The following is a 14,030-nucleotide window of genomic DNA, read 5'->3' as shown; positions in this document are numbered from 1 at the left end:
GCCATGACGATTCACGCGGCACACGGAATGGAAAGCTCTGGCGGCAACGCCGGCATTTTCGCGTCTGCCCGTCTTGGCCTTCTTCTTCTCCTTAGCAGCGGTCGTCGGGCCCGTTGAGAGGGACGCCCGGCGGTCGGAGCCGGCGTTCGATGGACGTAGACGTCCCCCTCGGAAAATCTGGAACATCAATCCGACAGGCTCCCGCCGGCACGGAGGATCGCCGGCCCGGCAGCCATTGAAGAGGCAAGAAACATGTCACATACCGCCCGCACGAGCCGGCCAGTCATGACCCGTGCCGCCGAGAAATATCAGCCCTATCCGCCTGTCGACCTGCGCGATCGGCAGTGGCCGTCGCGGCGCATAGAGACCGCACCCATCTGGTGCTCGGTGGACCTGCGCGACGGCAACCAGGCGCTCGTCGACCCCATGGGCCACGACCGCAAGGCGCGCATGTTCGCGCTGCTCAAGGACATGAACTTCAAGGAAATCGAGATCGGTTTCCCGTCCGCGTCGCAGACCGATTTCGACTTTACCCGCTGGGCGGTGGAAGAGGGCGGCGTGGGCGACGACGTATCGCTGCAGGTGCTGGTGCAATGCCGGCCCGAACTGATCGCCCGCACCTTCGAGGCGCTCGAGGGCGCGCGTCATCCCATCGTCCACTTCTACAACTCCACCAGCGAGTTGCAGCGCCGCGTCGTGTTCCAGAAGGACAGGGCCGGCATCAAGCAGATCGCCGTCGATGCCGCCAGGATGATCGGCGAGATGGCGGACAAGGCCGGCGGCGGCTTCCGCTTCCAGTACTCGCCGGAAAGCTTTACCGGGACGGAGCTGGAATTCGCGCTGGAGATCTGCAACGCCGTCACCGAGATCCTGCAGCCGACGCCCGAGAACCGGTTGATCCTCAACCTGCCGGCAACGGTCGAAATGTCGACGCCCAATATTCATGCCGACCAGATCGAATGGATGAGCCGGAACCTCGACAATCGCGAGGCGATCATCCTGTCGCTGCATCCGCACAACGACCGCGGCACCGCCATCGCCGCCACCGAGCTGGGCCTGATGGCCGGCGCCGACCGCGTCGAGGGAACCCTGTTCGGCAATGGCGAGCGCACGGGCAATGTGGACATCGTCACGCTGGCGCTGAACATGTTCACGCAGGGCGTCGACCCGGAACTGGACGTATCGGACATCAACCGCATCAAGGATGTCTACGAATACTGCAACCAGCTTCGCATTCCCGAGCGGCATCCCTATGTCGGCGAACTGGTCTACACGGCCTTCTCCGGCTCGCACCAGGACGCCATCAACAAGGGAATGAAGGCGGCGAAGGCGGCCAACACGCCGCTGTGGGAAGTGCCCTATCTGCCGATCGATCCCAAGGATGTCGGCCGCAGCTACGAGGCCATCATCCGGATCAACAGCCAGTCGGGCAAGGGCGGCATCGCCTATGTCCTGCAGGCGGATTACGGCCTCAACCTGCCGCGCAACCTGCAGATCGAGTTCCGCGAGGAGATCCAGCGCATCACGGACATGGAGGGCAAGGAACTGCCCGTGCGCCGCATCTACGAACAGTTCCTCGAGACCTATGTCGACCAGCCGGGCGCACCCCTGTCCTTCGTCGAGCACATGACCCGGTCCGATGGCGGCTCGCGAACCGACCGGCTGGTCGAGGCGGTGATCCGCGACGGCAACAAGGAAGTCCGCATCGAAGGGCGCGGCACCGGGCCGATCGACGGCTTCATCGATGCCCTGTCGCGCCATACGGGCATCGACATGTCCGTCGCCGACTATTCGGAACACTCGTTGCAGCGTGGCTCCAACGCGACGGCAATCTCCTACATGGAGATCGAGTATCCCGGCGGACGCGTCTTCGGCGCGGGCATCGACCATAACATCGTTGCCGCATCCCTGAAGGCCATCGTGGCCGCCGCAAACCGCGCCATCGTCGCGCTGGAGGCAGCGAAGGCAGCCTGATCCGCATGGCGACGGCGCGCCCGACAGGTGCGCCGTCGCACTTTTTTAACGAGCGTCGGTGTCTAATGCCCTCCGAAATGCGGAATGCATCGGAGTTGCGACATGGCCGAGCTGAAACACGATATCGCGGTTGCCAAGGGCTCGCGCAGACTTGCGGACGCCGTACGGGCGGCCAAGATCGCCGCGGCGCAGCGGTCCGACATCGTCGTCGATATCCGCGAGGCCGAAAAGGCGCGGCTCGGCAGCCTGGCCGACGAGATGCGCGAAGTGGCCGACGCGGTGCCACCGACGGACGATCTCTTCGACTTCACCCTGTCGGAAGGGCCGCAGCCCCGCTACTGGGTGGACGGCACCGCGCATATCTCCATGGCGCGAGACCGCACAACCTATCGCTTCATGCGGGAAACGCGGCTTGGCCGGGTGACACTGGCCGAATCCACCGATGTGCAGCGCATGGTGGATGCGGTCACCGAATATGTGGCCGAGCGCATGGTCGAGCGGGATCGCGCCATGGCGCTGTCCGACAGGGTCGCCGCGCGCGGCGAGGGCGGAAAGCTCGTCATCGCCGCATCCGATTTCCAGGATGAAGCGGCGACGCCCGCCCCCAAGGACCGCACCGGCCTCATGATGGCAGCGGCCTGGCTGTTGATCGGTTCCGTGCTGGGCGCAGGTGCGCTCGTCGGACTATCGACCTATCTGTCCGCGCCGGTGCTGTAACGCGGCCGGCCGGAGACGGCACGCTTCAGCAACAGGATCGCCGCCCCGGCGACAAGGCCCCAGAAGGCGGCGCTGACGCCGAAGAAGGCGTTGCCGGACGCTGCGACGACAAAGCAGATGGCGGCGGCCTCCCGCTCGCCGGCATCCTCCATCGCACCCTGCACGGAGGCCGCGAAAGCGCCCAGGAGGGCCAGCCCGGCAATCGCGCCGATCAGCAGAGGCGCATGCTCGGCAAAGGCGACGATCCAGCCTGCCGCGAGGCCGAAGACGATATAGGCGACACCGGAGGAAATGCCGGACAGATAGCGCAAAGCCTTGTTGGGCCCTGCCTCGGGCCCGGCGCACAGCGCAGCGGTGATCGCCGCCAGGTTGATGGCGCAGCCGCCGAACGGCGCCGTCATCATGGTTGCGGCACCGGTGGTGACGAAGATCGGGCCGGGTGCGGGGTCGTAGCCGTTGAGCTTTATGATCGCCAGGCCCGGCACGTTCTGCGATGCCATGGTGATGACATAGAGCGGCAGGGCGATGCCGATGATCGCCGAAAGATGGAACTGCGGCATGGTGAAGACCGCCCCGGCGATGTCCGCGGCGCCCGGCAGGCTTGCCGCTCCCGGCCCGAGAACGACCAGAAGGATCGTGACCAGCGCCGCGATGGGGACGGCCGCGATCCTGCGCCACAGGCCGACCAGGACGAATGTCGCGATGATGAGGCCGGCCTGGAGCGGCATCCCGGCCAGGGCCCGAACGGGGGCGACGCACAGGTCGAACAGGATGCCCGCCAGCATGGCGCTGGCCAGCGAACGGGGGATGGCGGTGATCCAGCGGCCGAGAGGGCGTATGAGCCCGGTGAGGATGATGAGCGCGCCGGTGATCAGGAAAGCGCCGACGGCCGCCGCGAAACCGCCCTCGGGCACTCCGGCGATGGCCAGGAAGGCCGCGCCGGGTGTCGACCAGGCAATGGAGACCGGCATGCGCGTGCGCCAGGAATAGACGATGCTGCACAGCCCCATGGCGACCGACAGCGCAAGCAGTCCGGAGGCTGCCTGCGCCGGTGTCGCGCCGACGCCGCGAAGCCCCTGGACAATGACCGAAAAGCTGGACGAGAAGGCGATGACGGCCGTCAGCAGCCCCGCGGCCAGCGGCAGGATCTTGTTTGCGGATGGGGTGGACATGCCCGGCGCCGGCCTCGAGGATTGATGCTGTAACCTTCATAGAACGGCATTATCGGACGCCGCAACACAAAACCGTCCCCACGGTTACGCTCGGACGGAGGCAGCCTCCGCATCGGCCGTCGTGCCATCTGCGAGCAGGCGGCGCTGCCGCACCCAGTCGATGGCATCGCCATGCGGTGTGTAGCCGCGTTCCCGCTGCGTGAGCGACCATTCGCCCGGGCCGCCATCGATCTCGAAGAGGCTGTAGCGGGCGGCGGGCTTGTCGTGGCCGGCGCTTTGGCTTGCCGAGGGAACGCCGCATACCGGAACCCTTTCCCCGCCCGGACCGGTGAGCCAGTAAAGCGTATCGAGATGCGTGTGCCCGTGCAGAACGAGCTCTGCCCCGGCATCATGGATCACGCGGGAGAAGAACTGTTTGCCGATCAATCGTTTCGACCATGCGGCCGCGCCCGGCACCGGCGGATGATGAATCAGCACGACGCGGAACAACCCCAGGCCGTGGGCCTGCGTCAGCAAGCGCGCGGTTTGCAGGGCCTGCCGGCGTTTGAAGCTGCCGGTGGCAAAGAAGGGGGCGGTCGCCTCGGCGCTCGATGTACCGATGACTGCGACGGGGCCGCGCACGCGCATATAGGGAAAGCGGCGATCGTCGAAGGACAGGCCGTCGTCGCCGGTCATGTAGCCGTCCCATTCGCGGCAGGCGCGGTTGAGCGCGCCCGGCACGTAGGCATCGTGATTGCCCGGCACCACGGAAACCCAGTCGGGCTTGCCGAGATCCTCCAGCCAGAGGCGGGCGCCATCCACTTCGGTCTTGGTCGCAAGATTGACGAGATCGCCGGTCACGGCCACATGATCGGGCTTCTGCTGGCGCATGTCGGCAACGAGGTTCAGCAGCGTATCGCCGAACATGGCGCGCTTTCGGTTGCGCTGCCAGTTGATGTAACCGGTAATGCGCTTGGACACGAGCTCGCGGTACGAGACTTCGGGCAGGGGGCCGAGATGAATGTCGGAAAGATGGGCGAGTCGGAACATCAGCGGCAATGTAAACCGGCGGCCGATTTTGGAAAGAGCCGTGGGGTAACGGGCGCTTGAGACTTCGCGATCGGCTCTTCCATCTGTTTTTCCTGCTGCGGCGGCCGATGACCCTGGGCACGCGGGTTGCGGCCTTCGATGCGGACGGGCGCGTTTTCCTCGTGCGGCACACCTATATCGCCGGCTGGCACCTTCCCGGCGGGGGCGTGGACCCGGGCGAAACCTGCGAAGCCGCGGCGCGCCGCGAACTTGCCGAGGAAGGCAACCTCGATTGTCCGCACGGCTTGCGTCTCGTGTCGCTGCACTTCAACCGCCGGGCCTCGCGCAGGGACCATGTCGCCTTCTACCGCGCGGACGGCGTGCGGCAGACAGCGCAACGCAGCGCCGACCGCGAGATCGCCGAATGCGGCTTCTTTGCCCTGGCGGACTTGCCCGATGGGGTCACGCCCGCGACCCGGGCGCGCCTGTCGGAGCTTGCCGGATCCGTGCCTTCAGCCCCGCACTGGTGAAACGCCCGGAAGGCGGCCCCGATCGTGCGGGGTATCGAGGTGCTGCTCGGGCCCGAGGGGCACGATCCCGGTCGGGTTGATGGTCTTGTGGCTCTCGTAATAGTGGCCCTTGATGTGCCTGAAATCGACCGTCTCGGCGACGCCGGGCCATTGATAGAGCTCAAGCATGTAATTGTAGAGATTGGGATAGTCGGCGATGCGCCGGCGATTGCACTTGAAGTGCCCGACATAGACGGGATCGAAGCGGATCAGCGTGGTGAAGAGCCGCCAGTCCGCTTCCGTCGGCCGATCGCCAACAAGATAGCGCTGTCGTCCAAGGCGGTCTTCCAACGCGTCCAGCACCTCGAACAGCTTCTGGAAGGGAGCCTCATAAGCTTCCTGCGTCGTGGCGAAGCCGCATTTGTAGACGCCGTTATTGACGGATTCGTAGACGAGATCGTTGGTGGCATCGATTTCGGCCCGCAGGGCCGGCGGATAGAAATCCAGCCCGGCATCGCCGAAGGCGTCGAAGCTGTCGTTGAACATGCGGATGATCTCGGACGATTCGTTGCTGACGATCGTTCCGGTCTGCTTGTCCCACAGGACGGGCACGGTGACGCGGCCGGTAAACTCCGGGTCGGCTTTGAGATAGACCTGATAGAGCTTGTCGGCGCCATTGACGTCATCCGGTATGGCGCCCGGTCTTTGCGAAAACTCCCAACCGTTCTCCGCCATCAGCCAATCGACGACGGAGAGGGATATGACGTCCTCGAGCTTCTTGAGCTTGCGGAAGATCAATGTCCGGTGCGCCCACGGGCAGGCGAGCGATACATAAAGATGGTATCGCCCCGCTTCCGCCGGGTAGCCGCGCTGGCCTTGCGGCCCCGGCCCGCCATCGGGCGTGATCCAGTCTCGAAAGACGCTTGCCTCCCGCTTGAAGCTTCCACCCGTTTTCTTGGTGTCGTACCAGACGTCCTGCCAGACGCCGTCAACCAGCATGCCCATGCTCGTGCGCTCCCGTGTTCAGCACAAGGGATATGAGCCGGATTGCGGTAGACGCCAGTCCCGGCACCATGATAAGCACCGTCAACCGAATGACCGACAATTGGTGGTCCGTTTGCTGCGACGACGAAGCCTGGAAGCGGCCAAGACCGCACACTGACCGCGCCGGAAGGCCTGCCCTGGCTTCTGGCGTGTACGGCCACGCCAGATGTTTTGGATCACCATGCTTTCCCGTCTTTCTGCCGCCGGGCTGACGTTCGGCAACGAGCTTCCCCTGCATGCCGCCTGCATAGAGGACATTTCGGCCGAGGCCTTCGGGCCCGGGCGCTTTGCCCGCGCCGCAGCGCGCGTGCGGGAGATGGCGTCCCACACCCCGAGCCTTTCCTTCGTCGCCTGCCTGCATGGGCAGGTCATCGGATCGGTCCGTCAGACCCCGGTGCTGGTTGGCGCGACACAGGCGCTCATGCTGGGCCCGCTCGCCGTCCGCCCGGCCTACAAGGGCATGGGCGTCGGCAAATCCCTGATGCAGATGGCGGCGGATGCCGCCCGCGATGCGGGCGAGGCGTTCATATTCCTGGTGGGTGACAGGGGATATTACATGCCGCTCGGCTACGAGCCGACCAGGCCCGGCAGCATCGTCATGCCTGGGCCTGTCGATCCTTTGCGGGTACTGGCCCTGCCGCTCGATGGCGGCGGCGTGGACAGGCTCGACGGTAAGGTGACGGCCCGCTTCAGATGAAGGGCTCCAGCATCGGGCCCACGGTGGACCGGTGTCCGATGTCGTCGCCATGGGCGATGAGCCAGGCGCGGGCCGCCCGCCTGCCGGCCTCGGCAAGGCCCGACAGTTCGGACCAGCGCGTGTCCAGCTTGGCGGCGGTGGAGCGCTCTGCCACGTCCTGGCTGGCGGCGATCATGTGCAGCCGCAGGCGTGCGATGCGACGCAGGGCCGGATTGGCCTCGTCCGCGCCGCGCAACAGCTTCTGGATTTCGGTCAGCGTCCGCAGGTCCCGCAGCAGGCTGGAGTTGAAGGTGATCTCCGTCACCCGCGACAGGATATCGGCCACCCCCTGCGGAACCTCCTGCCGCTGGAACGGGGTAACCTGCACGATCAGGATGTCGGCCGCGAACGCTTCCGAGAACAACGGTGTCAGCGTCGGGTTTCCCATGTAGCCGCCATCCCAATAGGAAATCCCGTCGATCTCGACCGCGCGGAACAGGTTGGGCAGGCAGGCCGAGGCGAGCAGGGCGTCGGCCGTCAGTTCCGCCCCGGTGAAGACACGGGCCGACCCGGTGTCCACGCGCGTCGCGGAAACGAAGGTGGGGATGACGTCGGGGCCCTGGAGCAGGGGAAAATCGATGGTGCGTTCCAGCACCGGGCGAAGCGGATTGCCGCTCGGCATGGTCGGATCGTAGGGCGAAACCATCTGCCCCAGTACCTTGACCCGTTCCAGCATGCCGTGCACCACGGTTGTGGGCAGTGGCAGGAAGGGCATCGAGCGCTCCACCGCGCCCAGCGGCGATGAGCCGGAGACGCTCCGCCAGAGCCGTTCGAGGTTTTCGCGCGCCGCTTGCGCGCCGCCTGTGGCGAGGCCGGTGACAAGGCTGGCCGCGTTCAACGCCCCGGCGCTGGTGCCGCTGACGGCGGTGAAGCGAAAGCGCCCGTCTTTCAGAAGATGGTCCAGCACCCCCCAGGTAAAGGCGCCATGCGCGCCGCCGCCCTGAAGCGCCAGCGATATGGGGAGAGAGGAAGCGTCGACCATTAGTGGCGTTCTCCCGTGGCAGGGGCGGACCGGCTAGCGTCCCTCACGATACCATGTGGCGGACAAGACCATAAGCAGGACGGCGAGGCCCAGGAACCCGGCGAAAAGCGGCGTCCGCTCCACGCCGCGCAGCACCGTTTCGTCGGTGGTCTTCAGGCCGATCCAGTCCCGGCCGTCGCCGTCGGCCCGCCCGGTGATCGGCACGATGCGCGGCACCGCGACGTTGCCATCCGCGTCGGCTATGCGCCGCACGCCGCCGCGCGACGCTTCGGCCACGGGTTGCAGCTTGGCCGTGGTGGAAATGGCCTCGCGGAACTCGCGCGGATTGGCGGGGCCGACATTGACGAGCGCGCGCAAGTCGCCGTTCGCCACCTGGTACAGGCCGAGTTCGTCCACCGGTACAGCGGCCGTCCATATGCCGTCGCCCGTCTGCGCAAGCGTCAGCGTCCGCGCTTCGCCGGACGGCGTTATCAGCGTTGCCGGGCCCGGATCGTCGCCGATCGTATTGCGGGTGATGGTCAGCGTGCTGCCTTCGGCGACGGCGTCGAGAGACTCCTCTTCCAGCTCCGGCTCCTTCATCAGCCAATGCGCGAGCCGCCGGAACAGGGGCACATGCGGGCCACCGCCCTCGAACCCGCGCGACCATAGCCAACCCTGGTCGGAGAGAAGCAGCGCGACGCGCCCTTCGCCCACGCGGTCGAGCACCAGCAGCGGCTTGCCCTCCGGACCGTTCATGACCGTCTCCCCCGAGACCTCGCCCACATCGACGATGCGGAACCAGGGGCTCCAGGCCGGGGGCGTCTGCGAGGCGCCGGGCAGATCCCGTGTGACGGGGTGTTTGCGGCCGAGCTCGGACAGGACGGGGCGGAACGCCTCGGTCTCGACCGAGCCCTCCGGAAGCGCGGGCAGGACGCTGGCCAGGGGCGAGTTGGCGATGGAATCGAGCCCGGCATATTCCGGGCCGGAGGCGATCAGCATGGCGCCGCCGTTGCGCACATACTGCGCGATGTAATCGTAGTAGAGCGTCGGCAGGACACCGCGCCGCTGGTAGCGGTCGAAGATGATGAGGTCGAAATCGTCGATCCGCTCCACGAAAAGCTCGCGCGTCGGGAAGGCGATCAGCGACAACTCGTCGATCGGCGTCCCGTCCTGCTTTTCCGGAGGCCGCAGGATGGTGAAATGGACGAGGTCGACCGCCGCATCGGATTTCAGGAGATTGCGCCAGGTGCGCTCGCCGGCATGCGGCTCGCCCGAGACCAGAAGCACCCGCAGGTTTTCCCGGATGCCGTCCACAACGGCGATGGCCTTGTTGTTGATGGAGGTTATCTCGCCCGGCCGCTCCGCCGCGACGAGCTCCACGATGTTGTGCCCGGCGCGTGGAAGCTGGAATGGCAACTGCGTCTCCTGGCCAGGCACCGCGTTCTGCCGGGCGACCAGATCGCCGTTCAGATAGGCTCGTACGTCGACCGGCGCGCTCGGCGCGTTCTCGCCCTCCTCGACGACGCGATAGGTCAGCGTCTGCTGCTGCTCGACGATGCCGAAGCGCGGCGCCGAGACGATCTCTATGCGGCGGTCGAACTCGTCCGGCCGGCCGGTGACGAGGCCGTGCACCGGCGCGTCGAAGCCAAGCTGACCGGCATTGGCCGGAATGTCGTGGACCTGCCCGTCGGTCACCAGGATCGCGCCGGCGACCCGCCCCGGCGAAACGTCGGCAAGGCCGGACGACAGCGCCGAAAACAGCGCCGTGGTGGCATCCTGGTTGCTTTCCGCCGTGCGGCTGGCCTCTACGACGCGCACATCGAATTCGGGATACTCTGCCAATCGAGCGCGCAGTTGCGCGACGGCATCGTCGGTTTCGCGCATGCGCGTGCCGATCGATTGGCTCTGGCTGCGATCCACTACCAGCGATACGACGCTCTGCAGGGGCTCCCGCTCCTCGCGCAGCAGCACCGGGTTGGCGAGCGCCAGCAGCAGCGCCGCGATGGCGGCAACACGCAGAAGCGCACCGCGCAGCCGCCCGGCGATGAGCAGAAGGGCGATCAGCACGGCCGGCGCCGCGATCAGGGCCAGCACGGTCCAGGAGAAGAAGGGCGAGAAGCTCAGCGACCAGGTCATTGTCCGAGCCTTTCCAGAAGCGCCGGCACATGGACCTGGTCGGCCTTGTAGTTGCCGGTCAGCACATACATGACGATGTTGACGCCGGCCCTGTAGGCATAGTCGCGTTGCGCCGGATCGGGCGTGTCGGTCGGATAGACGAACAGGCCGGTATCATCCACCGCCCAGGCGCTGGCGAAATCGTTGGACGTGATCATGATGGACGAGACGCCGTCGCCGGCCGTGGCGGGGCGCGTCTCGGCGTCGGCAGAGCGGGCCAGCGCCTCCACCCACAGGTCGGACGCGGTGTAGCGGCCGGGGAAGCTGTCCATGATGTAGAAGGATTTGGTCAGCACATGGTCGGCCGGGACGGGCTCAAGCGGCGGTATGTCGAGGTCTGCCAGGATGGCGCGCAGGCGGCGCTGCCCATCGGAAACGGCAGTGCCCGAAAGGCCGGTCATGCCGCTGTCCTCGACGTCGAACAGCACGGTGCCGCCCTGCTTCATATAGGCGTCGACCCGGCTGATCGCTTCCTCCGCCGGCATCGGCGCCGAGGCGGAAACGGGCCAGTACAGGATGGGATAGAAGGAAAGCTCGTCGGTCGCGATATCCACCTCGACCGGTTCGCCCGGCTCCAGCGCCGTCTTGGCGCCGATGAACTGCGACAGGCCGAACAGGCCTTGTCGCGATATCTCGTCCTGCGCCGCGTCGCCGGTACGCACATAGGCAAGGTGGGTCGTTGCCGTGGCGGCGATGGCGGCCTCGGCGTCGTAGCCATCGAGCCCGGCACGCGCCGGATCGTCGGCCTCTTGTGCGTGGCCGAGGGCGGGCAGCAGCAGGATCGCCCCGGCAAGGATCAGCGGCAGCGTCGCCTGGCGGCGCCAGCGCCCGGGCGCGAACAGGCGGCGCAAGCCCCCCTGGAGCCAGATCAGTGCCAGCGCGTCGAGCGCGAACAGCAGCAGCGCCGCGGCGAACAGCCAGGGCGTCAGGCTGGTGCTTTCGGCGCCGCCATAGGCGCGCGCCTCGACCGGGCCGGCGGCGGCAAGGTCGCCGATGGGCGACAGCGTCGCCTCGCGCGGTAGCAGGTTCAACGCCACGTAGCCTTCTTCGGAGCCATAGAGCCCGGGCGGATGCTCCCGCGTGACGGCAGGCAGCCCCTCGGCGGACACGGTCAGCGGGCGGGCGGTATTGTCCGGCTGGACCAGAAGGCCGTCCGCGTCGAGCATGAGATAGGGAGGATAGGTGGCCTCGCGGGCATCGGAAGCGGCTGCCGTTGTCCCGGCGCGGGACAGCATGACGATGCGGCGGAGCATATCGACGAAAGCCCCCGATATGGGCAGGTTCGACCAGGTGGCTTCGGCCGTCGTGTGGAACAGGATGATGCGACCCGCTCCGCGCGTGGCGGCCGTGACGATGGGAGTCCCGTCCGCGAGGCTGGCCCAGGTACGGTCGGCCAGTTCCACCGAGGGTTCCGCCAGGATCTGCCGCGTCACGGTGACATCGCTCGGAATGGCGATGTCGGCGAAGGGGCTGTCTCCCGCCATGGGAGCGAGCGCCTGCGGCTCGGACCAGGACAGCGCTCCGCCAAGCTGGCGCTCGCCGCTGCGCAGGCGTACCGGAACGAGCTGGTCGTCCGCGGTGGAGGCTGCAAGGCGTGGGCCAGCAAAGCGCAGCAGCGTTCCGCCGGCCTCGACATAGGAGGTCAGCGCCGTTTCGGCGGCGGCGGGCAGAACCCCGATGTCGGCCAGTACGATGGCCGAAGGGTTGCTGCGCACCATGGCGGGCACCGAGGTTGCCAGGTCGGCGCTCTCGGCCTGTACCAGATCCGCAAACGGCTCGAGTGCGCGGGTGATGTAGTAAAGCGGGGACAGAAGCGGCTGGGCGAGGTCGAGCGGCTCGCCGGATATCAGGCCCACGCGCCGCCGCTGGAAGCTGTCGTCCACCAGCCGGACCGAGCCGGCATCGACCGTGCCGGCCAGTTCGATACGGGCCACGTCGTTGCGAAGCTCCACCGGTATGTCGAAGCGGGCAACGGTAGCGGTAGCGCCGGCATCGAAGGCAAGCGGCGCGCGCCCGATCTCCCGCGATTGGCGGTCCAGCGCCCTAAGCGTACGCGCCGGCACGGCGTCGCCCGTCGGGCGGACGGCCGCGACGGTCAGCGCATCGGTGGCGTTGTCGGCCGCCGTAAGCCCGACGAGGCCACTCGTTTCGGCCTGGAACGCCAGCACCTGTGCCGCTCCGATACCGGACAGCGCCGCCATCGCATCGGCCCGATCCGTGCTTTCGAGCCCGTCGGTCAGAAGCGCCAGCGTCACGCCCGTCTGTCCCTGCAACGCGGTGGCCAGGCGTTGGGCCGGGGCCAGCCGCTGCACCGGAACGGGGCGGGCTTCGGCGGCGCCCAGGCGTTCCAGGGCAGTGGCCGCCTCCATCGGGGCGGCGTCGTCGGAGGCATCCTCGGCGGTCAGGACCAGCGAGACGGGGCGGCCAGCCTCTCCGGCCTCCCGCACCAGCGCGGCGGCATTATCGCGCATGGCATCGAAGCGGGTGGCGCTCGCCCAGCCATTGTCCAGCATCACGCCAAGCGGCCCTTCGCCACGCAGCAGCGCTTCGCGGGGGTTCAGTACCGGAGCGGCAAGCGCAAGGATGACGAGGCCCGCCAGCAGCAGCCGCAGAAGGGTCAGCCACCACGGACTGCGCGCCGGCGTCTCTTCCGTTTTGAGAACGCGCTGCAGAATGCGGAACGGCGGAAAAGCCTCTGTTTCCGGCTGCGGCGGCGTCAGCCGCAGCAGCCACCAGATGATCGGCAGCGCGACCAGCCCGAACAGCACGAGAGGGGCGCCGAATGAGAGTGCGAGGCCGCCCATCTAGACTGCCGATCGTTGAGTCTGCGGCAGACCGCCGAGACGGCCATGAATGGCCACCAGCGCCTCCGAGGCAAGCCGGTCGGTGCGGTGCGAAACGTAACTCCAGCCCAGGCGCCGGCAATGGTCGGTCAGGGTGCTGCGGCGGGCCGCGTACAGCCGCCCGTACTCTTCCTTCAGCACCTCCGCACGTCCCGCCGTCAGGCGCTGGCCGCTTTCGGGATCGCGGAACTCGGTACGGCCGGCGTAAGGGAAATCCTCTTCCGCCGGATCGTAGATTTCGATCAGATGTCCCCGCACGCCCCGCCGCGCCAGCAGGTCGATCCGATCCAGGAGATCCGGGAGCGGGTCCAGGAAGTCGCTTGCCATGACGACCTCGCTGAAGCGGCGGAAATGCGCGTCCGGAAAGCTGTCTTGCGGGCGATGCGTCATCAATGCAGCCGCGATCCGCTCCGCGGCGTTGCGTGCCGATACGGGCTGCAGGACGCCCGGATAGCCGATCCGCTCGCCGGCGCGGGCCAGAAGCTCGGCCACCGCGAGCACGAGCACGAGCGCGCGCGATTCCTTGGAGACGGCGGCAGCGCGGGATTGGTACATCATCGATGGGGATGGATCGGCCCAGAGCCAGACGGTGTGCGCCGCCTCCCATTCCCGGTCCCGCAGATAGACATGATCGTCACGGGCAGAACGGCGCCAATCGATGCGCGACACCGGCTCGCCCTCCACGAAGGGACGGAACTGCCAGAAGTTTTCGCCCGCACCGCGCCGCCGACGCCCGTGCCAGCCGGCGGTGACGGTGGCGACGATGCGGCGGGCCTCCACCAGGAGATCCGGCATGAGGGCGGCACGCTGGCGAGCGCGCAGCAGCGCGGACTGGCTGTCCGTCAGGGGGTGCGCTTTGCCGATGGCCGCCATGCGCTGCCTTTCGAAACG

At 67.3% G+C, this 14,030-nt stretch carries 11 protein-coding genes; 4 read left to right on the top strand and 7 right to left on the bottom strand.

What is annotated here, in order from left to right; genetic code table 11:
- Positions 1-285: 285 nt before the first annotated feature.
- Together leuA and IGS74_RS17645 are read left to right on the top strand one after the other, a co-directional pair.
- Positions 286-1,974 (top strand): 2-isopropylmalate synthase, encoded by a 1,689-nt coding sequence (gene leuA, locus IGS74_RS17650; protein ID WP_192387854.1) that lies wholly within the window; start codon positions 286-288, stop codon positions 1,972-1,974.
- A gap of 102 nt (positions 1,975-2,076) precedes the next feature.
- Entirely contained in the window at positions 2,077-2,691 is a 615-nt protein-coding gene (locus IGS74_RS17645; RefSeq protein ID WP_192387852.1) for a hypothetical protein, read from the top strand.
- Here IGS74_RS17645 and IGS74_RS17640 read toward each other — a convergent pair.
- A complete protein-coding gene (locus IGS74_RS17640; protein WP_192387850.1) occupies positions 2,667-3,863 on the bottom strand; it encodes a benzoate/H(+) symporter BenE family transporter in 1,197 nt (398 codons plus the stop codon). The genes IGS74_RS17645 and IGS74_RS17640 overlap by 25 nt on opposite strands.
- Positions 3,864-3,947: 84 nt before the next feature.
- Positions 3,948-4,892: a metallophosphoesterase gene (locus IGS74_RS17635; protein ID WP_192387848.1), complete on the bottom strand. Its 945-nt coding sequence runs from the start codon at positions 4,890-4,892 to the stop codon at positions 3,948-3,950.
- 56 nt (positions 4,893-4,948) lie between these two features.
- Here IGS74_RS17635 and IGS74_RS17630 point away from each other — a divergent pair, with 56 nt between their 5' ends.
- Entirely contained in the window at positions 4,949-5,401 is a 453-nt protein-coding gene (locus IGS74_RS17630; protein ID WP_246722665.1) for an NUDIX domain-containing protein, read from the top strand.
- Here IGS74_RS17630 and IGS74_RS17625 read toward each other — a convergent pair.
- Positions 5,384-6,385, bottom strand: a complete 1,002-nt coding sequence (locus IGS74_RS17625) for a glutathione S-transferase family protein (protein ID WP_039191374.1) — start codon at positions 6,383-6,385, stop codon at positions 5,384-5,386. The genes IGS74_RS17630 and IGS74_RS17625 overlap by 18 nt on opposite strands.
- A gap of 220 nt (positions 6,386-6,605) precedes the next feature.
- On the opposite strand from IGS74_RS17625, the gene IGS74_RS17620 reads away from it, so the two are divergent.
- The gene (locus IGS74_RS17620; protein ID WP_192387846.1) at positions 6,606-7,121 is read left to right on the top strand and encodes an N-acetyltransferase; all 516 of its coding nucleotides are present in this window, start codon (positions 6,606-6,608) and stop codon (positions 7,119-7,121) included.
- Here IGS74_RS17620 and IGS74_RS17615 read toward each other — a convergent pair.
- Genes IGS74_RS17615 through IGS74_RS17600 form a run of 4 tightly spaced genes read right to left on the bottom strand, consistent with a single transcriptional unit; the run spans position 7,114 to position 14,012 of the window.
- A complete protein-coding gene (locus tag IGS74_RS17615) occupies positions 7,114-8,142 on the bottom strand; it encodes a patatin-like phospholipase family protein (protein WP_192387844.1) in 1,029 nt (342 codons plus the stop codon). The genes IGS74_RS17620 and IGS74_RS17615 overlap by 8 nt on opposite strands.
- 33 nt (positions 8,143-8,175) lie before the next feature.
- On the bottom strand, positions 8,176-10,257 hold the full coding sequence (locus tag IGS74_RS17610; protein ID WP_192387842.1) for a hypothetical protein: 2,082 nt from the start codon (positions 10,255-10,257) through the stop codon (positions 8,176-8,178).
- The gene (locus IGS74_RS17605) at positions 10,254-13,100 is read right to left on the bottom strand and encodes a DUF4159 domain-containing protein (protein WP_192387840.1); all 2,847 of its coding nucleotides are present in this window, start codon (positions 13,098-13,100) and stop codon (positions 10,254-10,256) included. Before IGS74_RS17605 ends, IGS74_RS17610 begins: the two co-directional genes overlap by 4 nt.
- Positions 13,101-14,012, bottom strand: coding sequence for a DUF58 domain-containing protein (locus tag IGS74_RS17600; protein ID WP_192387838.1), 912 nt, complete (start codon positions 14,010-14,012; stop codon positions 13,101-13,103).
- Between the last annotated feature and the right edge of the window lie 18 nt (positions 14,013-14,030).

Source organism: Aureimonas sp. OT7 (assembly GCF_014844055.1).
GTDB classification, from domain to species: domain Bacteria; phylum Pseudomonadota; class Alphaproteobacteria; order Rhizobiales; family Rhizobiaceae; genus Aureimonas; species Aureimonas altamirensis_A.
Note: the sequence above shows the minus strand (reverse complement) of the source record. Positions and strands in the feature narration are given on the sequence as shown.